Source organism: Pseudobacillus wudalianchiensis (assembly GCF_001685015.1).
GTDB lineage: Bacteria > Bacillota > Bacilli > Bacillales > Domibacillaceae > Pseudobacillus > Pseudobacillus wudalianchiensis.
In genome coordinates, this window is record NZ_MAYT01000028.1 from 268,418 (window position 1) to 289,922 (window position 21,505).

Sequence of the window (21,505 nt, forward strand, 5' to 3'; positions counted from 1 at the left end):
AAAAAGCAAAAAGCAGAAGATCTTCAAAGCGTTCACAAACCGCTATTTACAAGTCTACACCAAGTTGCCACCCTAGAAAAGTCAATTTTATCGAAAGAGCAGCAACACGAACCTCCAATTATAGGAACAACAGGAAAAAGTTTCCGCATTCCAAATAATGGCCCCCTTACCAAAAGCAATCCCTACTGTTGAGGAGTCGGTTCTTCAATTGCCTTTACTTTCTCTGAATCGTATGGTTTAAAATAGGATCCTACTTCCAAGTCAATAATCCCCTTAATGTTCGGATCAAGTTGACTGACAATCATAGGGTAATAAATCATCTTTTCAGAAAAAGTTTTCAGCGTAGCCGAAACTTCATACCCGTCATTCATAAATAATTGAACGTGAAGAGAATCGGTCTTTTTCGGAGCATAGTAAATTTCTGAAATAGAATTTACGATCTCCACTGGCAGCTGTTCAAGAGAGCTCATAAGCTGATCCAGCGCTCTGCCTGCCTTGAAATCATATAAAACAGGTAATTGTTCCGGAGTCCCATCAACTGCTTCTCTAAGTATCGCTCCGTTATTTAATACGGGAAACAGCTTTTTTCCCTTTGCTAGGTAAGCAAGCTTTTGCTGTTCTTTTACTGAAATTTTTACTCTGTTAGGAAAAACAATTGACACATCGGCTTGATGAATTTTCGGATCACTTTCAAGTTTTTTCTCTGTTTGTTTAGCTTCAACTTTCCAAATGCTGTCCCCTTCTTGGACACCACTTTTTGCTATAATTTCAGCTTTTGGAGTTAATGCATTTCCTTCAACCTGAATGAAGGCAATTTTACTTAGCGGCGACTGAAAATAAGCAACAGCTAGTACAATCAGGAAAAACAAGGAAATAATGAAGATGAGCCGCCGATTTGTTTTTCTTTTCCTCAGCTTTTTCAGCTTTGGAATTCTCTCTTCAATTGAGATAATTTTTCCTTCGTCCATATCCTTTCCTCCAGGTTCACCGATCTGTCGAATAAATAACGGAAGAGCGGATAAAAATATCCATGCCGCATACTCTTCCCCATTACACCTATTGTAATGCAGAGAGAAAGAGGATAAAAGAAAAAACCACTCTTTTATTTACTTACTGTTGTTTCTGCATTAATCATGCCTTATTTCACTTTATTTATTAGCTAACTCCGCCATCACTGCATATAAACGCTCTGATGCATCTTTAATCCCTAAATGAGCAGCGGCCTCTTTCATCCGTTCCCATTCCTTTTCATTGAGTAACACGTCATCCAGATTTTTCAATAGTGAAGCAGAGTTTAGTTCTTTTTCCGGAAGCATGATGGCCGCCCCATGATCTGTTAGCGAACGAGCATTCTTTTCCTGATGATTATTCGTTACATACGGACTTGGTATGAGCACACTCGGAACACCAAGAGCTGTTAATTCCGCTAATGTTGTGGCTCCCGCTCTCGAAACAACAAGATCACACTCCACAAGAACCTCTGGCATGTTATGAATAAAAGGAAGAATCGCTACGTTCTCGGGCTTGCCAGCAGCTTCTACTTCTCTTTGCACTTGTTCAAAGTGGACATCACCCGTTATATAGAGAACTTGATATGGCCGGCTGGCAAACTCGGAAAGTGACTGCACGACTGCTTCATTAATGGGACGTGCTCCCCTGCTGCCTCCAAAAATCAGTACTGTTTTCTTATTTTCAGATAGTCCAAAGCTCTCCAAAGCACGCGAAGGCTTCGCACTCACTACTTCAGAAGCACGAGGGTTCCCAGTTAGCACCACTTTGCTTTCAGGAAAAAAGCTGCCTGCTTCTTCAAAACAAATCGCTACTTTTTCCACATATTTGCTCAGGAATTTGTTCGTTAATCCCGGTACGCTGTTTTGTTCGTGGATCACTGTTGGGATACCGAGTTTAGCAGCCGCATAGACAACAGGGCCGCACACATATCCGCCTGTACCAATCACTACATCAGGCTTAAACTTCTTTAACATTTTTTTGCACTCTTTTACGCCCTTTAAAAAGCGCATCACGGTTTTTACATTTTCCATAGAAATACTTCGTTTAAAGCCCGTTATTTCGATAGAACGAAAAGGAATGTCTTCTCTCGTCACTAACTTGGACTCTAATCCCTTTTCAGTTCCAATATACAAAAATGAAGTTTCAGGATGTTTTTCTTTTATTGTTCGAATAAGGGCTAGAGCTGGATAAATGTGTCCGCCAGTTCCTCCACCGCTAACAACTATTTTCATTACGTTTCACCTCAAATTAATCACTGCACGTCTTCTTGCTATAAGTGTATGTATCATTTAATAAAAAGGTTTCTTGGCCTTTCCCTTCTCAAAATAGAGACAGGTAGCTGCTCTTTATCATACTACAATCACCCATTATATAAATATAACTTTGCTTATTTGAAAAGGAAACAAAAAAAATGTAGCAATTCTCACCTAATTGTTACATTCTTGACTCAAGTAACGGTTTTGTTTTCCATAAAATCACCTAGCATAATCTCATCTTATAGCAAGTTGATAAAGAGAATCAATTAGTATGAGAACAAAACAAAGAATTTTTCAACAAACAAAAAAAGAAACCTGAATGATCAGGTTCCAGACGATAGATAAACACTATGTTTAAGGCTGTCAAACTGAATACATCGTTTGTTCTTAAATCGAAAGCATGGATTACCGTTTGGCATAACGACTAATGTTTAATAGAATACCAAACGCCGCCAGCATGAGAGTTAAGGAAGAGCCCCCGTAGCTTAAAAACGGCAAGGTAATACCAGTAACAGGCATTAAACCTGTAACAACACCAATATTAATAATAACTTGTATAGCTAACATAGAAATAATCCCGGCTGCCAGGAAGCTGCCAAACAGATCTGGAGCGTTCAAGGCAATCCGGATACCCCGCCAAAACAATAAAGAAAAAAGCAAGAGAATAAAAATTCCTCCGATAAACCCAAGCTCCTCTGCTAGTATAGCAAAAATAAAATCTGTTTGCGGTTCAGGCAAATAATAATACTTTTGCCGGCTGCCGCCAATTCCAAGCCCAAACAGTCCGCCTGGTCCAATCGCATAAAGCGATTGAATAATTTGAAATCCACTTCCTAACGGGTCAGACCATGGATCTAAAAAGGAAGTAATCCGTTTAATCCGATAAGGCGCCGATAAAACTAATGCTACAAAGCCAGCAATGCCAGCAAGCCCCATTAGAGAAAAATGAAAAATTCGAGCACCGGACAAGAAAATCATAACGAGACAAGTACCGATCATGACAGTTCCCGTACCAAGATCCGGCTGCAGCATAATTAAACCAAATGCTGTGAATGCGAGACCTAATGCCGGCAGCAGCCCTTTTCTAAAATAAATCATGTGCTTCTGATTTTCCGATAAATAACCAGCCAAAAAAATAATCATCGCGAGCTTCATAAATTCCGATGGCTGAATCGAAAAGGCTCCTGCTCCAATCCAGCTTTGTGAACCGTTCCTCACCATTCCTACACCTGGGATCAACACAAGGATTAACAAAACAAAACAGACGATTAACGCTGTTTTCGAAAAGCGGCGCCACGTCCAATATTCCACGTTCATAATCATGAGCATCGCCACAAATCCAACGATGGCAAATAGCAGCTGCCTTTTGGCAAAAAAGAAAGCATCATGAAATTTGTATTCAGCCCATATTTCACTGGCACTGTATACCATCGTAATCCCAATAGTGAGCAGAACTGAAATCAAAATCAACAGGAAATAATCAGGAGCGAATTTTTTTACCGGCAATGGCATACACCTCTAATTCAAAGAATCCAGAGCATGCCCCGACATGTACTTTTAAGAAGACAAGCTCTTTATTTCAATGTATGCACAGCTTCGATAAATATATCTCCACGCTGTTCAAAAGTTTTATACTGATCCCAGCTTGCACAAGCCGGTGACAGTAAAATAATATCCCCTTCTACCGAAGCTTCATAAGCTGCCTGAACTGACTGCTGCATATTTTCTGTTTTGATTGTTGTTTTCACGCCAGCCCTGCTTGCCGTTTCCATCAGTTTTTCCGCTGTTTCACCAAAGGCAATTAACGCCTTTACGTTATTCATATAAGGAATTAAATCGTCGAATCCATTTCCTCTATCTAAACCGCCAGCCAGTAAGACGATTGGCTTGTCAAATGCAGTCAATGCACTTTTTGTAGCAAGTGTGTTCGTCGCTTTTGAATCGTTATAAAACCTTCTGCCATTCCACTCACGAACAAACTGCGTACGGTGTTTTACGCCTGAGAATGTGGTTAACACTTCTTTAATCGCTTCATTCCCAATACCAGCCAATTTTACTGCCGACACAGCAGCCAATATGTTTTCCAAGTTATGAGCGCCTGGAAGTGCTACTTCTGCAAGAGCAATAATATTTTCGCCGCAGAACGTAATATATCCATCCTGCACACATGCACCGGCTTCTTTTATTTCTTTTGTAGAAAAAGGAATGATCGTTGCCTGTGTGTCTTCCGTTAATTTCATCAAATGTTCTTGATCAGCATTCACGATAAGAAAATCTTCCGCTGTCTGGTTTTTAGTGATATTTAATTTTGCTTTCGCATACTCTTCTCTCGTTCCATGGTAATCAAGATGAGCATCATATAGATTCGTAATAATCGCGATATGCGGTCGGAACTTGTCTATGCCAAGCAATTGAAAAGAAGAGAGCTCAATCACTACATGATCGGCTGGCTTCGCTTTCTGAACCACCTCCGAGGCTACTTGTCCGATATTTCCAGCTAATACGGCACTTTTCTTGTCAGCTTTAAATATCTCATAGATTAGCGTCGTCGTTGTTGTTTTTCCATTTGTACCGGTAATTCCAATGAACGGAGCTTCCGAGATTAAATAAGCCAACTCTATTTCTGTTAATACGGGAATCCCTCTAGCAGCCGCTCCAGCAACGAGCGGATTATGATAAGGGATTCCAGGATTCTTCACGATCATTTCAAAACCTTCATCTAATAATTCGATTGGATGACTTCCACAAATCACTTTAATTCCTTGTTCAAGCAAATGCTGTGCTTCCGGATTTTCTCCCAGGGGCTTTCGATCATTTACTGTAACGAAGGCACCTAGTTTATGTAAAAGCAAGGCTGCACTTACTCCACTTTTGGCAAGGCCTAATACAAGAATCTTTTTATGCTGAAAATCTGTTATTGTTTTCACTAAATCCACGCTCCGATGTAAATTCCGATCATCGCACAAAGCACGCCGACCGTCCAAAATGTAACGACTACCCGCCATTCTGACCATCCGCCTAATTCAAAGTGATGGTGAAGCGGGCTCATGCGAAATACTCGCTTACCTGTTGTTTTGAAAGAAATAACCTGAATAATAACCGACAAGGTTTCGGCTACGAAAACAGCTCCAATGATGAGTAAAAGAAATTCAGATTTCGTCAAAATAGAAATAGCTGCAATGGCCCCTCCAAGAGCGAGTGACCCAGTATCTCCCATAAATACTTTTGCTGGGTTAGCGTTAAAAACTAAGAAACCTAGCACCGCTCCCACTACCGCAAAAGAAAAGATAGCTGTTTCATCAAGTCCTTGATTCCACGCCAGTACAGCAAAAGCGCCAAAAGCGATCGCCGCCGTACCCGATACAAGCCCATCAAGGCCATCGGTTAAGTTGACAGCATTTGAGAAGCCGACAAGCCAGAAAATAACGAATAACGCATATAAAATGCCGGCGTCAAATGAAATGTCTGTTAAAGGAATCGTTAACTCCGTTGATAAGTTATTCTTCGTATAAATAATGTAAAAAAGTACAGAAATGACAATTTGCCCTGCCAACTTTTGCTTTGAAGTCAATCCGAGGTTACGCTTCATCACAACCTTAATAAAATCATCAAGGAAACCTAATAAGCCAAAACCAACTGTGACAAGCAATAGCAGCACGGTTTCCGCTCCAACTTTCGCGTAAATTTGTGTCATAAACAGCACAGTGATAATAATAGCGAGCAGGAAAACGAGGCCACCCATCGTCGGTGTGCCTGATTTTTTTTGGTGGGACTCTGGCCCTTCCTCACGTATGCTTTGGCCAAATTTCAATCTCCGTAAGAAGGGAATGAACATCGGCGCTATAATAACCGTGATAAAAAAAGCCATGAACATGGTTAAAAATACATCTCTCTCCAGCATATTAATTCGCCTCTTTCTTCCGGCTGCTGAGCGCCTCTTTGGCAACGGCCCGGTCATCAAAGTCCAGCACTTGTTTGCCAATGACTTGGTAGGTTTCATGGCCTTTTCCAGCTATAACGACAGCATCACCAGATTGCGCCTGCTCGATAGCATAAAAAATGGCCTCTCTCCGGTCAGGTATCACTTTATACTCTTCTCCCACTACTCCGGCTTCCATATCTTTTAAAATAGCAGCTGGGTCTTCACTCCGCGGATTATCAGATGTAAAAATAGCATCTGTCGCATACTCACACGCTGCTTTAGCCATGAGCGGCCGTTTTGTCCGGTCCCGGTCGCCCCCGCAGCCGACAACGGTGAGCACGCGGCCAGCAGTCAGCGGCTGAACGGTTTTTAATACATTCACAAGACTGTCCGGCGTATGGGCATAATCAACGATTACCGCAATTCCTTCATCATTTGACACAAGCTCAAAGCGTCCCGCTACTCCTTCCATCCGCTCAATGGCACGAATCGCTGTGTTAAGATCTATACCTGCTGTACACGCAGCAGCTAAAGCAGCCAAAACATTATAAACATTGAATTTCCCGGCGAGTTTTGTTTTGACCTTTCTATGACCGTCCGGATAATGTAATAGGAACTCTGTGCCTGCAGATGTTAATACTATATCTGTAGCCTGAAACATAGCCCGATTGTCAATTCCATAAGTGACAATATGGGCAGCCGTTTCTCTCTTGTAAATAGCAGATGCTTCTTCATCTTCATTCAGCACAGCAAATTTTGGTTTGTCCGCTGAATAGGTATTGCCTAATTGCGCAAATAACAGTCCCTTCGCCCGTCGATACTCTTCCATTGTATGATGGTAGTCGAGGTGATCTTGCGTTAAATTTGTAAAAACAGCAATATCATAATCACAGCCCCATACCCGGCCTTCCACTAATGAGTGAGAAGACACTTCCATTACAGCCGCCGAAACACCTTTATCTCTCATTTTTTTAAATGTTTTTTGCAGCGTCAGGCTTTCCGGTGTAGTGTTCTTCGTGTCAATCACTTCTTCCCCAATCTTCATATACATTGTTCCGATTAGGCCGGTCTTTTCGCCCGCTTCCTTATAAATCTCAGTTAAGAGATGGCTTGTTGTTGTTTTTCCATTGGTGCCCGTGATGCCGACAAGCTGCATTCCAGTGGTCGGAGATCCATAATAAAAATCAGCGAGAATGGCCATTGCTTTTTTCGTATCGGCTACCATAATAACCGGTGCTCCTTCTACTTCAACAGCCTGCTCTGCTAGTATCGCTCTTGCCCCTTTATTCACCGCTTCCTGAGCAACCGTATGGCCGTCAAACGTATAACCTTTAATACAAATAAATAAAGCCCCTTCTCTCACTTGACGATGGTCGTTCTCTAAAGATAAAATTTCGGGGTCTGATGAATAAGATAATGTATAAAAAGGGAGAGACTTTAATAAGTCTGATAGATTCACTTTTTTCAATCCTTTCCGTACAGCTTCTAATATGTATTCTTGTTTAAGCAAGCCTTTTTCTATTTTAACTAAAAAAAGAGCAGGATGCGACTTCTTTTCAGAAAAAATCACAACGACCATGTTACCACAAATTCTGTTTTTTGCATGATTTTTTAGTCATGAATTTATGATTTTATCTTAATAAATGAAATACCCGCCGATAAAAACGGCGGGAAATCAAGAATTTATCTAGTGAGCCATTTAAATAGCTTAATTCTGAACGTTAATTCATAAATAGCCTAATAGTGGATCCAACTTCTACCTTTGTACCTGCCTCTGGAGATTGTTGGATAACATTTTGGCCGCTTCCTTCCACTTCAAGCTTAAAGTTATAGAGCTGTAACGAAAGATCTTTTTTATTCATCCCTTTAAAATTCGGCACTTCTACAATTTGTGGATCATTCCAAAATGTTTCTTTTTCAATTTGTTTTTTGCGCGGCTTTACATCAAGCACCTGCAAACTATCTTCCATAATCTTCCCGACAATCGGAGCGGCTACAGTTCCACCGAATTGGATGGTTCCCTTTGGATTATCAATCGCTGTATATACAACAATTTGCGGGTTATCTGCTGGGGCTACTCCAATAAAAGACACGATGTGATTGTTTTCAAGATAACGGCCATCTTTTGCTTTTTGAGCCGTTCCTGTTTTTCCGCCTACCCGATAACCCTCAATAAAGGCATTTCTACCAGTTCCTCTCGCTACTACACTTTCAAGAGCAAAACGAATTTTTTCTGAGGTTTCTGCTGAAATGACGCGTCTTTTAGCAACAGGCGCCTTTCTTTTCACAACTTCGCCTGTCGTTGGATCAATGAGTTCCTTTGCCACGTATGGTTGATAGAGAATCCCGCCATTGACAGCCGCAGAAACAGCGGCAGCCTGCTGAATAGGTGTCACAGCTACACCTTGTCCAAAAGCAGTCGTAGCCTGCTCTACCGGGCCGACCCTATCCATGTTGAAGAGAATTCCTTTCCCCTCTCCTTGCAAGTCAATGCCTGTCTTTTGTCCGAAGCCGAAATCACGGATATACTCGAACAATTTTTTCTTTCCAAGACGCTCTCCAAGCTCTACGAAGCCCGGGTTGCAAGAATTTTCAACAACTTCTAAGAAGGATTGATGACCGTGGCCGCCTTTTTTCCAGCACCGCAACCTTGCTCCTCCCACTTCCACAGCGCCCGAATCATGAAAATGATCTTTATATAAATCTACTTTCTTTTCTTCCAGAGCAGCGGCTAACGTAATAATTTTGAAAGTAGAACCAGGTTCATACGTGCTCCAAATCGGTAAATTACGGTTATAAATTTCAGGAGAGACCTTTTGGAATTGTTCGGGATTAAAGGAAGGCCGGCTCGCCATCGCCAAAATTTCTCCATTGTTTGGATTCATCGCAATGGCAATTGCTCCGTCCGGTTCATACTTTGCTTCCGCAATATCAAGCTCTCTCTCAACAATCGTTTGAATATTGGAATCAATCGTCAGCTTTAAATCTAGTCCATCTACCGGAGCTGCATATCCATCCGGCATTTGTGGCATCCGCTTCCCTTTTGCATCGGAAAAAAATCTCATTGATCCTTTTGCTCCGCTTAATTCTTTATCATAAAAGGCTTCAAGCCCCATAAGCCCCTGATTATCAATTCCCGCAAAACCGAGAACGTGAGCTAAACTTTTGCCGAAAGGATAATGCCTTTTTGAATCTTCCGCAATATACACTCCCTTAATGCCCAGCCGACGTACTTCCTCAGCTTTTTCAAAAGAAATTTTTCTTCCCTCAGGATGAATTCTTTCAATCGATGACTTTTTTGTTAAATGAAGATAGGCTTTTTTCTCTGTAATATTTAAGACGGATGCCAGCTTTTTTGCCGCTTCCTCCGGATTTTCTATTTGGCGTGGAACAACATAAACAGTAGGTGCACTTTTATTCTCTGCTAAGGCGACTCCGTTTCGATCAACGATCTTGCCCCTTTCCGGTTCAAACGGAATGTTTCGACTCCATAAATCCTGTGCCTTGTCCGTTAAATCGTCCCCCAAAGCAAACTGGACGTAACCAAGCCTCAGCCCGATCACCATAAAAATGGTTATGCCAGCGAGCAATGCAAAAACAAGCCGCTTCCTAATCGTAACAGCCGAAACCCTTCTCAAGCATGTCCCCTCCTCTCACTCTCCTTCAATATATGTAAAAAGCCAAGGATTATGATTACAAGAAAAGCGGTAGGTGCTTGATTAGCACGTACAGCTGGACACTAGAAAAGCGGAAACGGCTGTTCAGTGTTCAGCGGCGTAAGAGCTGGACGGAGCCGCCTGAGATAAAGGAAACACAAAGAGCGTGAGCGATTCGATGTTGACTTATCGCAAGAAGGAGACGGAAGCTCACTAGCCGCTAGCCGTTGCAGCTGGACAAAGAAAGACGGCAGGCGCTCGGCGAGGAACTGCTCTTCCAAACTCCGACAGAGAGGAAAATATTCGTATATTCAAGGCTCTGTTTCCTTTAGACATAAGAAAGAGCTGCCAGCGGGCAGCTCTGGCAACTCTTTATCCTACTCTGTTGGAGGCTCTTGATTCTCCTCTGTTGGAGACTCTTGATTCTCTTCTGTTTCCTGTTTTTGAATCTCTTCTTCCTCTTGCTTTCGTTCTTTTTCTTGTTGGTCAAACAGTAATTTCTCTTCCTGCTTCATTAACTTTAAGATTAATTTTTGTCCTTTTTTAATAGGGGCACCCGGCTTAATATTCTGGCTTGCGACGTATCCTTCTCCTGTGTAACTCACTTTTAAGCCAACAAGGCTGGCAGCTTTCATGACGTCACGCAATGACCAGTTTTCCATATTCGGCATCGTCACGGTACCATCTGTTTGCAGGATCACCTTTTCACCTTGTAAAATCGTCGAGTCTGCTTCTGGAGATTGGCTAACCACTGTTTTTCCTGTTCCCATCACAATTGGCTCAATCTTATCAGCCTTTAATTCTCCAACCACTTCACTTAGATTCTCATCTGCAAAGTCCTTCAATTGGATCGCTTTGGCCGCCGGTGTTTGCTTAGGCTCAATATTTAAATATTGTAAGCTGTTGCGCATAACCGGATTAAATATTTTAGATACAGGAACAGAACCTGCTTCTCCGTTCAGTTTGGGCTGGGCAACCGCTGCATAAACAACTAGCTGAGGATTTTTAGCAGGTGCCATGCCTAAAAAGGAGAAAATATAATTATTTACCCCATGTAAATAGCCACCTTTAGGATTGGGCATTTGCGCAGTTCCAGTCTTCCCAGCTACTTCATAGCCCTGAATTTGATAGATTTGCCCTGTACCATGCTCAGCTGTTGTTACGCTCTTTAATACTTCTCTCGTCTTTTCAGCTGTCTCCTTAGAAATCGGTTCGCCTACTTTCTCAGGTCCGTGCTTTACAATGGCTTTATTTGTTTTATCATCTACTATTTTATCAATCACGTAAGGGCGCATCATTTTTCCATCATTTGCAATGGCCGTAGCCGCCTGGACTAATTGCATAGCTGTCACTGTTGTTCCCTGTCCGAACGCCGTAGTGACTTGTTCAAGAGGATAATTATAGAGGATCTGTCCTTTTGCTTCATTCGGCAGCCTAATACCTGTTTTCTGCCCAAAATGAAAGTCATCTAAATACTGTCTAAACACCTCTGGCCCCATTTTTTCCAGCAAATTAGCCATCGCCACGTTAGAAGATCGCTGTACGCCTTCGAGGTAAGTAATCGTCCCCCAGCCTTGCCCTCCGTTATGATCACGAACGGCTTCACGTCCCACTTTGTATCTTCCTGATTTATAAAGTTCATTCGGATGAAAAGCGCCTTCTTCAATCGCAGCGGCCAGCGTGAAAATTTTCATGGTAGAACCTGGTTCAAATGAATATTCTACAAGATCATTGCTCCAGTTCCGACCAAGACCTTCTCGCGTATCCGGGTGAAAGGTCGGTCGCTGTCCCATCGCAAGAATCTTTCCTGTTTTAGCATCTGCCACGATAGCAAACGCTTTTCCTGGGCGGTACTCTTTTTCTACTTCATTTAACGCATCTTCTAAAAACGTCTGTATCTTTGTATCAATGGTGAGATAAATATCGTCGCCGTCATCTGGTTCTTGAATCATCTGCTTCTTATCTTGAAGCAGATATCCCCACAAGTCGCTTGTATATTGGATTTTTCCGTCTTTTCCCCTTAAGTAATCTTCATACGTTTTTTCGATACCCATTTGCCCAACCGTATGATGAAGGATTTGACTGCCTTTTTTCTGTTCTAACTTTTGTGTAAAACCAATCAAGTGTGAAGCAAATTTACCGTTCGGATAAAAGCGCTTTGAATCTCTTAAAAAGATAATCCCCGGCAACTTTTCCGCCTCAATCTTCTTTTTTACACTATTTGACAAGTCTCGCCCCTGTTTTCCGAACTCTACTTGAAAGGCGCCTTTTTTCTTTAGTCGCTTTTCAATTTCGCTTCTATCCATATCAATATACTTAGCCAGCACCTTAGCTGTCTTTTCTGGATCTGTTACATGCTTCGGCTTTTTGGGATTCGTTGTCATAGAGGGGTCTAGGATCGCTGCTAATGTAAAAGAAGTAGTATCCTCAGCAATAACAGAGCCATGCTGATCATAGATCGTTCCCCTTTTGGATTCTAATACATCGGTTCGTAAATATTTTTGTAACGCTTCATTTTTCAGAGAGTGACCGTCCGCTTTACCCGATACTTGGATAAAGAGAAAACGGGTAAATAAGACAAAAAAGAGCAGGGCGAATATTACAAATAATATCGCTGCTCCTCTTTTCATGTTCATTCGGTTTTCATTCATTGCGGCTGCACAACCTTAATATTTTGTTCGCTTAGATTCAGACCTAGTTCCTTGGCACGCTTCCAGATTCTTTCGTATGTACTTTCTTCGCTGACTTGTGCTCGAAGGTCGTGATTAACTTTCTTCTGGTCTTTAATCTGCTGTTCAACATCTTGGATATCCTTATTCACTTCATAAAGAGCAGCTTGAGTGGATACTACCTTTGCTCCTAAAAAACAAATCATAACGGCAAATAATAAGAACAGCACTTTCTCTCCTGGTGTAAACAGACGCTTCGTTACCTGCTGTTTTTTTCGTTTAAATAACTTTCTTTCCTCATGATTAACTTGCTGTTTCCTTGCTAGGTTACTCATCTTTTCACCCCTGTTTATTTTATTTTTTCCGCGATACGCAGCTTAGCAGAGCGAGCTCGATTATTGTGTTCAAGTTCTTCTTCCGACGGCAAGATGGGCTTGCGTGTAATTAGTTTTAACTCGGGTTCATATTCTTTTGGAATCATCGGCAATCCAGGCGGTAACTCCGGTCCCTGACTTGCTTCTTTAAAAATAGTTTTGCAAATCCGATCCTCAAGAGAATGAAAGGTAATGACACTTATTCTTCCTTTTGGGTTCAATAACTCAATGGAGGTCTTTAAAGACTCCTCAAATACGCGTAATTCATCATTTACAGCAATGCGGATCGCCTGAAAAATACGCTTGGCTGGATGGCCTCCCTTTCTGCGGGCGGGAGCTGGGATTCCTTCCTTAATTAATTCGACAAGTTCTCCCGTTGTTTCAATAGACTTTACTTCTCTAGCTGCTTCGATTTTACGGGCAATCTGCTTAGAGAACTTTTCTTCTCCGTATTGAAAGAAAATTCTCACCAAATCTGCATAATCCCAATGGTTAACTATATCGTAAGCGCTTAGACCGCCAGTTAAATCCATTCTCATATCGAGCGGTGCGTCGTGATGATAACTGAATCCTCTTTCCGGGGTATCAAGCTGAGGGGAAGAAACTCCAAGATCATATAGGATGCCATCCACTTTATCAACTTGTAATCGTGCAAGTTCCTCTTTTATATACTTAAAATTACTTTTGACAAATGTAACCCTGTCTCCAAACCGCTCTAGTCTTTCTGCTGCGTGACGAATTGCTGTCTCATCTTGGTCAAAGGCATAGAGCTTTCCTTTCTCTCCCAGCAACGACAACAAGTACTCGCTATGTCCTGCTCCACCTAGCGTGCAATCGACATAGATTCCATCCGGCTGTACATTGAGCCCGTCCACTGTCTCTTTCAACAGTACTGTTGTATGTTCGAAATTCATCTGTCACCATTCCATTCAAAGTCTAAATATCAAAGTCAATCATGTTTTCTGCTATTTCAGAGAATGACTCTTCCGATTTTATAAAGTAGTCTTCCCATAATGGCTTACTCCAAATCTCAATGCGGTTGGATACTCCCAGAATCACGCATTCTTTTTCAAGACGGGCATAGTTAGAAAGTGTCGATGGAATATTGACCCTGCCTTGTTTGTCGAGTTCACAATCATTTGCCCCTGAGAAGAAAAATCGCATAAAGGCACGTGCATCCTTCTTTGTTAACGGCAGAGCTTTCAACTTCTCTTCAAGCACTTGCCATTCCTCTAATGGATAACCAAACAAACATTGGTCAAGCCCTCGCGTAAGCACAAAGTGTTCTCCTAAACGCTCACGCCATTTCACAGGTATGATCAACCGGCCTTTCGCATCAATATTATGATGGTATTCACCCATGAACATACCTTTCCCTCCACTTCCATTCCTAACTGTACCACATCCCCCCACTTATCTCCACTATTTTTCATTTCTCCAGAAGTGAATAAATCCCTTCTTCCCTCCTAGTTTTTCGTTCGATGCTTTCTGCTTTGAAAAGCTTTATTTCTACACAGTTGTTTAAGACTAGGGATGACGAAGGATAAATTTCCGCATCTCTAAACATTTGCTTCTAAAAACGACACCTTTTTTATGAAAAATGAAGGATTTTCCCGGGCAATAAAAAAACAGCTGTCTTAAGAGACAGCTGTTGACTGTTGATCGCTTTCTTTATCGCTCACCTGAAAGCATTAAAAATAAGTGTTATTGATACTTTCCAATAACCGTTTATCATAACGGCTATTCGCTTATATTTTCACTAAATAATGATCGCCAGTAAAAGTAAACTCAAGCTCCATTAATTCATGAATGAAGTCTGGGCCATATTTATTTAAATACTCATATACATTTCTAATACGCTCCTGGGGAGACTGAATAGGCCTAAGCGCATTTTGCAGCTTATCATACTTTTGCAATACGATAGCGTGTCGTCTTCGAATCATCTCATCTGTTTTACGGGTTAAAAAAGCAAGCTGATTTAAATGGAAGTCGCGATTTTTGAAGATAATCGGAACGGTTTCTTTATGCAAATCTTGGGCACGCTTTTCTAGTTCATCGTATTGCTCCATTAAAGATTGTTGAACACCGGCAATCATTTCATGAAAATGATCATCTCTAACAGAATGCCAAAATGCCTCTTTCTGCTCCGCTACTCCCTGTTGAACGGCTGAAGAAAGCGAAATATGAAGCTCCTCCAAATCCCTGGCAACAGCTCTTTCCACAATCGTCATATTCAAACGAGCTTCAATCGGCGGCATTTTCATATCAAGCCGTTCAAACGCACCTTTAAGCTCTGCCCAGTAAGCAATTTCCCCTGGACCAGCAATAAAAGCAAGCGTCGGAAACAACCATTCCTGCATAAGCGGACGGGTAACGACATTATTGCTAAACTTTTCCGGTTCTTTTTCAAGAAGGGCTAGAAGCTCGGCTTTTTCATACTGGATATCTCTATTTTTACTTGAGAAGACTTCGGTATGCGGGTTATATTCTAACAAGACTCGCTCTTCATTTTCATAGAGAAACAAATTAGCAGCAGAAGAAGATAACTCGATCATCTGATTGAATTCCAAATTGGACATAATCTTTTGGCTCTGCTCGACTGCCTCTGTAATCTCCTCAGCCTGTTCAATCAATTGTTTGAAAAAAGGTTTTTCTAATTCGCGCAACGGCTTATAAGCAGAATCAATTAACAATAATCCATAGCGATTAAATAAAGCATGAATTAACCGGCTAAAGAAGTCAGTTATCGTATTTGCTTTTTCCGCCTCTTCACAAATATGATTCAATAGCTCATTCGTATAGTTTGTTTCTCCAAATTTAGAAAAGATTTTCTTAATCCAGCTTATCATTTGCTGCTTATCGTATTGAATGTCGGATACTATTTTCTTTCCAATTATCCGCTCCGGATAAGTCATCTTTTCCATCATCGATTCACTTTCTACATACACATGGTTAACCTCAGGAAAATCATGGTCTTCCCCTGCAATCCAAAACACGGGTACAACCGGAATACTTAATTCTTGTTCTTTTTCCCGCGCTAATTTAATAATAGAAATCACTTTATGAATCGTATAAAGCGGTCCTGTTAAAAGACCAGCTTGCTGTCCACCGATCACAACGGCAGAACGTTCATCTTTTAATTTTTCTAGAGAAGCCATTACCTCTGCAGAAGAAGTAAAGGGCTTCATATACGCCTCAATGCATGCAGCAAGGGACTCTCGCATATAAGTACGTGCCTGCAAATCTGCGACTCTTTTTTCATAAACACCTTGATCTGACAAGTTGTAATGAAAAAAGTCCGTTACAGGTGCTTCCTGCTTTAGATAGAGAGAAGCAAACCGGTTAATTGCAGGAACAGAAAGTGCTGCCAATTCCATGTATGTACTTCCTTTCTTCGCGCATTTTTACTTTTTTGAGTATATCATTTCTCCTAAAAAAGAAACAATATTGCGCTTTACTCTGCCCATCCCTCTTCAAGACCCTTAACCATGTTGTACAAGGTCTCCAACACAGGTAGATGAAGTCCTTTTTCAGCACCCTCTGAGAGAACATAGCCAAGAATCGCATCAACTTCAGTAGGGCGTTTGGCCTCAACATCTTTCAGCATAGACGAACGATTCATGGCAGTTGTCCGGCATATATTTATAATTTCATCCCAGGACTCTGCCTTCATCTTATTCTCAAATACAGAAAGAAACTCTCTATAAATTGTCTCAGCCATTTTTAAATAGTACGGATTGTTTACAAGTTCACCATTTGGCACTCGTAAAATCGCTGTTAATGGGTTAATGACTACGTTTGCCGCGATTTTTCCGAGCAGCATCGTTTCGTAATCTAAGCGCCATTCAAATCGAAAGTTCTCTTTTGTTCGTTTTGTAACCGCCCCGATCACTTGCTGACTGCCACGGTATACAGCTATATTTGTTTTTCCCCGGCCACGAACGTCAATATGACTAGGCCCATACTTGAAAACCCCGTGTTCAACGGCAGCTACATATATATCAGGATGTGGAAGCTTCTCTAAAGCAGCAATATGGCTCATTCCATTTTGCAAGAATACGAGTGCAGGATGCGAAGTGATTTTTTCTAATAGAGAAAGAATAGCTGGCAGCTTATATTGCTTTACAGCGATAAATAAACATTCCGGTGTATAGGAGGGCAGTTCAGCTATCGGCATTGCTTTAACAAAGTGAACCGTTGTGGCTCCTTTTTCCTCTATTGTGATACCACTCTCATTAATGATATCTGCTTGCTCTTTCGTTCTTGTGAAAAGTGTAATAGGAAACCATTCTGCTAAGCTTGCGGCAAAAAAGAGGCCAATAGCCCCGCCGCCAATTATCCCAACCTTCACATCTTTTTGCCCCTTTCACAAGAAATGAATCATTTTTTGAGTAAATTCGCCAAATTGAAAGCGTTCCCACAAGGGGTATTCATTTCTATCTGTTTCTATTATATAATGAATATATATATAAGCTTAATAAATTTGTTTATTTTTTATACAAGATTGAGGAGGAGTCACAAAATGGCAGTAACAGTCGAGAATCTTAAACTAAACTTTAAAACAATGGACGAATTCAAACGCTTCAAAGAATATGGTTTAGAGGAGCTTTCCATGCTTGAAGAGTTCCAAATCTATATGGTTGAAGATCACGCAACTTCTCCTTTTTATGGTATTTATTACGGTGATAAGCTCGCTGCCCGGATGTGCCTTTACGTAAAGAAAGACGGCGCCGCATTGCTAGAAAATGGGCCAGATCAATACTTGGAAATTTGGAAACTTGAAGTGTTGCCGCAATACCAGCATAAAGGACTCGGACTGAAGCTTGTAGAGTTTGCGAAGTCGTTCAACCTGCCTATTTTGACGAAGCCAAAGGTAAAATCACATTCCTTTTGGGAAAAGATGGGCTTTTCTCCCCTTTCAGAAAGCAGTTCCCGTCTTATTTGGAATCCATCCGCTTCAACAACTCAAAAAATTAGTTAATTACTTTCTGTATAATTCTGCCGCATTTTCAGCTTTATTGGGATGCGGCAGTTTTTTAATGATTGTTTTTTCCATTTAAAAAGGTATCCACCGCCTGATGGTGCTCATCCTTTGCCCAAAGTACCGTACATTCCCTCACTTCCTGCATCATCCGCTCGTGTAAGCGGCTCACTTCCCACATTCGAATTTGAATTTGCTTATACGCCGACAGCACTTCGCTTTGGATAGACAGCTCTTTTTCTAAGAACTGCTCGGCTTCTGCCTCATTCGCTTCATCTACTACCTGGTTAATAAATCCAATCTGATCAAGCTGTTCAGCACGGTAAATAGAGGCCTCAGATAACAATTTTAATGCATGAGGTGCTTGTATGCGCTCAAAAAGAAGAGTACCTCCTCCCCATCCCGTCGTAATGGCCAGGCTGCCTTGAATAAATCCTAATTTTGCCCCTATTTTGGCTATTCGGAAATCACAGGCTGTAGCGATTTCACACCCTCCGCCTACGGCTGCCCCATTGATGAGGGCAATAGTCGGCTTCGGCAGCACCGCAAGATTATATAAAATCTCTCCCATTTTAGACAGCATACTATAGGCTTCTTCCTCTGTACGCAAAGCATGAAATACAGACAGGTCACCGCCCGAGCAAAAAGCCTGTTCTCCTTCTCCTGTTACAACGAGAGCTCGAACATCCGTTGATTGAGCTCGATCAATTGCCTTTTGCAGCCCTTCCATCACTTCAAAGTTCACCGCATTTCTTTTCTCAGCACGTGTAATTTTAAATAATAACAATCCGCTGGGCAGTCGCTCAATATGGTAATCCATAATATCCCTCCTTTTCTTTATTGTAGCTTTCCCTTATCATGGCTTCAATACAAAAAACGCGAAGAGCCATGGTCTCTTCGCGTTTTTCACAAATAAATTTGCCAGACAGGCAAATGAATTATTTGCTTACTACTTCTTTTCCTTTATATGTGCCGCAATTTTTACATACACGGTGAGCAAGTTTCATTTCACCGCAATTCGGGCATGCTGTCATACCAGGTACTTGCAATTTAAAGTGTGTACGGCGTTTATTTTTTTTCGTTGTAGATGTTCTTCTAAAAGGGACTGCCATTATTTCCACCTCCTTAAAAGAGAATGTAAGTATGTGAAGCCAGAATTAGCTGGTACTTCTCAATTGTTATCCGTCTTAAAAAAGTCTGCCAGTCCTGCTAAGCGCGGGTCCACTTTTGATTCTTTCTCCGAAATCTGCTCTTCGCCTTGGAATTCCCATCCTTTTCCGCCAGAAATCGTATGTTCATCTGCTTCCTCGCTAATAACCTGCATCGGCACCTCAAGAAGAATTTCTTCTTCAAGAACCGGGCTCAAGTCAACAACATCGCCTTCAACTAAATGAACATCTTCATTTTCTTCGTATTCACTAAACGAAGAAGCTTTGAAAATAAATGTTTCCAGTAAAGAGAATTCGAATGGATACTCCACATCAACAAGTGTACGTGAGCACGGTAAAATCATCTTACCTTTCACATCTAAGTGAAAAGTCACTTTATCTGATCCAACATCTGCTCTTCCCATCACGTGAACCGGGGGTAATTGTCTAATCTCTGTGTTACGGCCTTCTAAATGGCTCATATCTACCATTTCATCAATCAACAAGCCTTTATCACGAGATTTTTGTAATTGAATAATTGACCATTTCATCATCGTTATCACCTCAAGGCAACAAAAGTAATTATAGCTTTCCCAAAAACGTTTGTCAATATATTTTCTTGACATTAAAGAAAAGCTAAAGGCGCTTGTTCTGCGTGATAGCGGATTGGAGCTCTCGCCGAGGAGTTGCTTTTTCAAACTCCGACAGAGAGAGCGAAATCAGCGTACACGCAAGCGCCTGCAGCTGGACAAAAGAAAAGCGAAAGGCGCTTGTTTCGTGCGATAGGAGGTTGGAGGAACTTCTGTTGGAGTCGCTCTTTGACTCCTGCAGAAATTTCGAAACCGCCGTACGCACTAGCGCCTGTAGCTGGACAAAAAGAAAAGCGGAAGCGGCTGTTCAGACTCGGCAGATATAAGACGGACCGCTGAAGTGGCGCTTTTTGCCATACAGGCGTGACGGCTTATGTCCGAGAGTCTAGCCGCTGCAGCTAGACAAAAAGAAAAGCGGAAGGCGCTCATTTTCTACTGGACCAAAAGGTTAAAAAATTCTCAAGAAATCGCTCTCCAGCTTCTATAGATAGCCCTATACGGCCCCGCCCGCTCCAGCGCAAGAACCACTTACTTACAATTTTTGTTGACATTCGCTTTGCAACTAACTAAAAATAATACTAACAATAACTATAACAAAGGAACTTTCTAATGAAAACAGTTGGCATCGTTGTTGAATATAACCCTTTTCATAACGGACATTTATATCATGCTCAAAAAGCACGTGAATCAGCCCAAGCAGAGGTAGTGATCGCTGTCATGAGCGGCCATTTCTTACAGCGCGGTGAACCGGCTCTCGTTAATAAGTGGGCCCGCACACGAATGGCTCTGCAAAATGGCGTCGACATCGTGATCGAGCTGCCGTATGTTTTTTCGGTTCAAAAAGCCGAGTATTTTGCTAAAGGAGCTATCTCCATCTTAAATGAATTATTTTGCGATTCCTTTTGCTTCGGCAGTGAGAGTGGACAGCTTGCTCCATTTTTGGAGACGCTTCATCAAATGGAAGGGTCTTCTGCCTTGCTAGACCCACTCATTCGTCAATATATGGGTGAGGGCGTTAGCTTCCCTAGAGCACAGACACTAGCCAGGGAATCGCTTTTCGGACAGCAGCTTCCGTTGGATCTTTCCAAGCCGAACAACATTTTGGGATTCCATTATATCCAAGCCAATCAACAGCTTGCGCATCCGATGGAACCCCTCACAATCAAACGCCAGCAAGCCGATTTCCATGAGGTAACGTTAGGCAGTCATCCAATTGCCAGTGCGACCGGCATTCGTAAAGCGATTGCTGAGCAAAAGGGACAGCTGCAAACGATTAAACCGTATGTTCCTGCAGCTACATTTGCTGAATTACAGCATTACTTACAGACCTATGGCCACTTTCACGATTGGGGCATGTATTGGCCATTTCTTCAATATCGCCTATTGGCCAGCTCTGCGGAAGAACTTGCAGCAATCTATGATGTTTCGGAAGGAATGGAATATCGTTTGAAAGAAGCCGCCCGGCAGTCAACAGGGTTTACTGAGTTTATGCAAATGGTCAAAACTAAACGATACACTTGGACGCGAATCCAGCGGGCACTCGTCCATATTCTGCTGCATGTTTCCAAGGAAGAGATGGCAGCCGCGACAGAGTCGGTGCGCTATACCCGCCTGCTGGGTATGAACAAGCAAGGACGCGATTATCTCAATCAAATTAAAAAAAATATGGAGGTTCCGCTCATTACAAAAACCGCTGCTTTCAAAGAATCGCTCGCCTTTGATATAAAAGCAGCCGAAATTTATGCATTAGGTTTGCCATCCTACTCTTCCCATTCCCTTCTTCAAAGCGAATTTAACGAGCATCCTGTGATTTTAACTTAAATATATAAAAAATTCCTTAAAGAAAACTCTTTAAGGAATTTTTTATATCAAAGCATTGATGAACACTTATTTTTCAA

Annotated in this window: 18 protein-coding genes; 2 read left to right on the plus strand and 16 right to left on the minus strand. The window is 41.7% G+C overall.

Going from position 1 to position 21,505, the window contains the following annotated elements; all coding sequences use genetic code 11:
• Positions 1-182: 182 nt before the first annotated feature.
• The 13 genes from A8F95_RS16695 to A8F95_RS16755 form a co-directional block, all read right to left on the minus strand.
• On the minus strand, positions 183-968 hold the full coding sequence (locus A8F95_RS16695) for a cell division protein FtsQ/DivIB (RefSeq protein ID WP_065411541.1): 786 nt from the start codon (positions 966-968) through the stop codon (positions 183-185).
• 180 nt (positions 969-1,148) lie between these two features.
• Positions 1,149-2,243, minus strand: coding sequence for an undecaprenyldiphospho-muramoylpentapeptide beta-N-acetylglucosaminyltransferase (murG, locus tag A8F95_RS16700; RefSeq protein ID WP_065411542.1), 1,095 nt, complete (start codon positions 2,241-2,243; stop codon positions 1,149-1,151).
• A 429-nt stretch (positions 2,244-2,672) separates the two neighbouring features.
• Positions 2,673-3,773, minus strand: a complete 1,101-nt coding sequence (spoVE, locus tag A8F95_RS16705; protein WP_049661388.1) for a stage V sporulation protein E — start codon at positions 3,771-3,773, stop codon at positions 2,673-2,675.
• Between the two features lie 68 nt (positions 3,774-3,841).
• Complete coding sequence (murD, locus tag A8F95_RS16710; RefSeq protein ID WP_065411543.1) at positions 3,842-5,194, minus strand: UDP-N-acetylmuramoyl-L-alanine--D-glutamate ligase; 1,353 nt, start codon at positions 5,192-5,194, stop codon at positions 3,842-3,844.
• Entirely contained in the window at positions 5,194-6,168 is a 975-nt protein-coding gene (mraY, locus tag A8F95_RS16715; RefSeq protein WP_049661380.1) for a phospho-N-acetylmuramoyl-pentapeptide-transferase, read from the minus strand. Before mraY ends, murD begins: the two co-directional genes overlap by 1 nt.
• A 1-nt stretch (position 6,169) precedes the next feature.
• Positions 6,170-7,648, minus strand: a complete 1,479-nt coding sequence (locus tag A8F95_RS16720; RefSeq protein ID WP_065411602.1) for a UDP-N-acetylmuramoyl-L-alanyl-D-glutamate--2,6-diaminopimelate ligase — start codon at positions 7,646-7,648, stop codon at positions 6,170-6,172.
• Positions 7,649-7,910: 262 nt separating this feature from the next.
• Positions 7,911-9,827, minus strand: a complete 1,917-nt coding sequence (locus A8F95_RS16725) for a stage V sporulation protein D (protein ID WP_065411544.1) — start codon at positions 9,825-9,827, stop codon at positions 7,911-7,913.
• A 395-nt stretch (positions 9,828-10,222) separates the two neighbouring features.
• On the minus strand, positions 10,223-12,496 hold the full coding sequence (locus A8F95_RS16730) for a penicillin-binding protein (RefSeq protein ID WP_065411545.1): 2,274 nt from the start codon (positions 12,494-12,496) through the stop codon (positions 10,223-10,225).
• Entirely contained in the window at positions 12,493-12,849 is a 357-nt protein-coding gene (ftsL, locus tag A8F95_RS16735) for a cell division protein FtsL (protein ID WP_065411546.1), read from the minus strand. The genes A8F95_RS16730 and ftsL overlap by 4 nt, the downstream gene beginning before the upstream one ends.
• Positions 12,850-12,863: 14 nt before the next feature.
• Complete coding sequence (rsmH, locus tag A8F95_RS16740; protein ID WP_065411547.1) at positions 12,864-13,802, minus strand: 16S rRNA (cytosine(1402)-N(4))-methyltransferase RsmH; 939 nt, start codon at positions 13,800-13,802, stop codon at positions 12,864-12,866.
• A gap of 22 nt (positions 13,803-13,824) precedes the next feature.
• Positions 13,825-14,256 (minus strand): division/cell wall cluster transcriptional repressor MraZ, encoded by a 432-nt coding sequence (mraZ, locus tag A8F95_RS16745; protein ID WP_065411548.1) that lies wholly within the window; start codon positions 14,254-14,256, stop codon positions 13,825-13,827.
• A 380-nt stretch (positions 14,257-14,636) separates the two neighbouring features.
• On the minus strand, positions 14,637-16,265 hold the full coding sequence (gene bshC / locus A8F95_RS16750) for a bacillithiol biosynthesis cysteine-adding enzyme BshC (protein WP_065411549.1): 1,629 nt from the start codon (positions 16,263-16,265) through the stop codon (positions 14,637-14,639).
• Positions 16,266-16,342: 77 nt separating this feature from the next.
• Positions 16,343-17,239: a 2-dehydropantoate 2-reductase gene (locus A8F95_RS16755; protein WP_065411550.1), complete on the minus strand. Its 897-nt coding sequence runs from the start codon at positions 17,237-17,239 to the stop codon at positions 16,343-16,345.
• 171 nt (positions 17,240-17,410) lie between these two features.
• On the opposite strand from A8F95_RS16755, the gene A8F95_RS16760 reads away from it, so the two are divergent.
• Positions 17,411-17,869: a GNAT family N-acetyltransferase gene (locus A8F95_RS16760; RefSeq protein ID WP_065411551.1), complete on the plus strand. Its 459-nt coding sequence runs from the start codon at positions 17,411-17,413 to the stop codon at positions 17,867-17,869.
• Positions 17,870-17,924: 55 nt separating this feature from the next.
• Here A8F95_RS16760 and A8F95_RS16765 read toward each other — a convergent pair whose 3' ends face one another.
• From A8F95_RS16765 to A8F95_RS16775, 3 genes are all read right to left on the minus strand, one after another.
• Positions 17,925-18,689, minus strand: coding sequence for an enoyl-CoA hydratase/isomerase family protein (locus A8F95_RS16765; RefSeq protein ID WP_065411552.1), 765 nt, complete (start codon positions 18,687-18,689; stop codon positions 17,925-17,927).
• Positions 18,690-18,807: 118 nt separating this feature from the next.
• On the minus strand, positions 18,808-18,981 hold the full coding sequence (gene rpmF / locus A8F95_RS16770) for a 50S ribosomal protein L32 (RefSeq protein WP_041099796.1): 174 nt from the start codon (positions 18,979-18,981) through the stop codon (positions 18,808-18,810).
• A gap of 59 nt (positions 18,982-19,040) precedes the next feature.
• Complete coding sequence (locus A8F95_RS16775) at positions 19,041-19,568, minus strand: YceD family protein (RefSeq protein ID WP_065411553.1); 528 nt, start codon at positions 19,566-19,568, stop codon at positions 19,041-19,043.
• Between the two features lie 648 nt (positions 19,569-20,216).
• Here A8F95_RS16775 and A8F95_RS16780 point away from each other — a divergent pair.
• A complete protein-coding gene (locus A8F95_RS16780) occupies positions 20,217-21,428 on the plus strand; it encodes a nucleotidyltransferase (RefSeq protein WP_065411554.1) in 1,212 nt (403 codons plus the stop codon).
• Positions 21,429-21,505 lie beyond the last annotated feature (77 nt).

Excerpts from the sequence above, each read along its gene's own strand:
- A8F95_RS16775 (WP_065411553.1), bottom strand. The coding sequence starts at position 19,568 with ATGAAATGGTCAATTATTCAATTACAAAAATCTCGTGATAAAGGCTTG.
- mraZ (WP_065411548.1), bottom strand. The coding sequence starts at position 14,256 with ATGTTCATGGGTGAATACCATCATAATATTGATGCGAAAGGCCGGTTG.
- mraY (WP_049661380.1), bottom strand. The coding sequence starts at position 6,168 with ATGCTGGAGAGAGATGTATTTTTAACCATGTTCATGGCTTTTTTTATC.
- murG (WP_065411542.1), bottom strand. The coding sequence starts at position 2,243 with ATGAAAATAGTTGTTAGCGGTGGAGGAACTGGCGGACACATTTATCCA.
- A8F95_RS16760 (WP_065411551.1), top strand. The coding sequence starts at position 17,411 with ATGGCAGTAACAGTCGAGAATCTTAAACTAAACTTTAAAACAATGGAC.
- bshC (WP_065411549.1), bottom strand. The coding sequence starts at position 16,265 with ATGGAATTGGCAGCACTTTCTGTTCCTGCAATTAACCGGTTTGCTTCT.
- A8F95_RS16730 (WP_065411545.1), bottom strand. The coding sequence starts at position 12,496 with ATGAATGAAAACCGAATGAACATGAAAAGAGGAGCAGCGATATTATTT.
- A8F95_RS16765 (WP_065411552.1), bottom strand. The coding sequence starts at position 18,689 with ATGGATTACCATATTGAGCGACTGCCCAGCGGATTGTTATTATTTAAA.
- rsmH (WP_065411547.1), bottom strand. The coding sequence starts at position 13,802 with ATGAATTTCGAACATACAACAGTACTGTTGAAAGAGACAGTGGACGGG.
- ftsL (WP_065411546.1), bottom strand. The coding sequence starts at position 12,849 with ATGAGTAACCTAGCAAGGAAACAGCAAGTTAATCATGAGGAAAGAAAG.
- rpmF (WP_041099796.1), bottom strand. The coding sequence starts at position 18,981 with ATGGCAGTCCCTTTTAGAAGAACATCTACAACGAAAAAAAATAAACGC.
- A8F95_RS16780 (WP_065411554.1), top strand. The coding sequence starts at position 20,217 with ATGAAAACAGTTGGCATCGTTGTTGAATATAACCCTTTTCATAACGGA.
- A8F95_RS16695 (WP_065411541.1), bottom strand. The coding sequence starts at position 968 with ATGGACGAAGGAAAAATTATCTCAATTGAAGAGAGAATTCCAAAGCTG.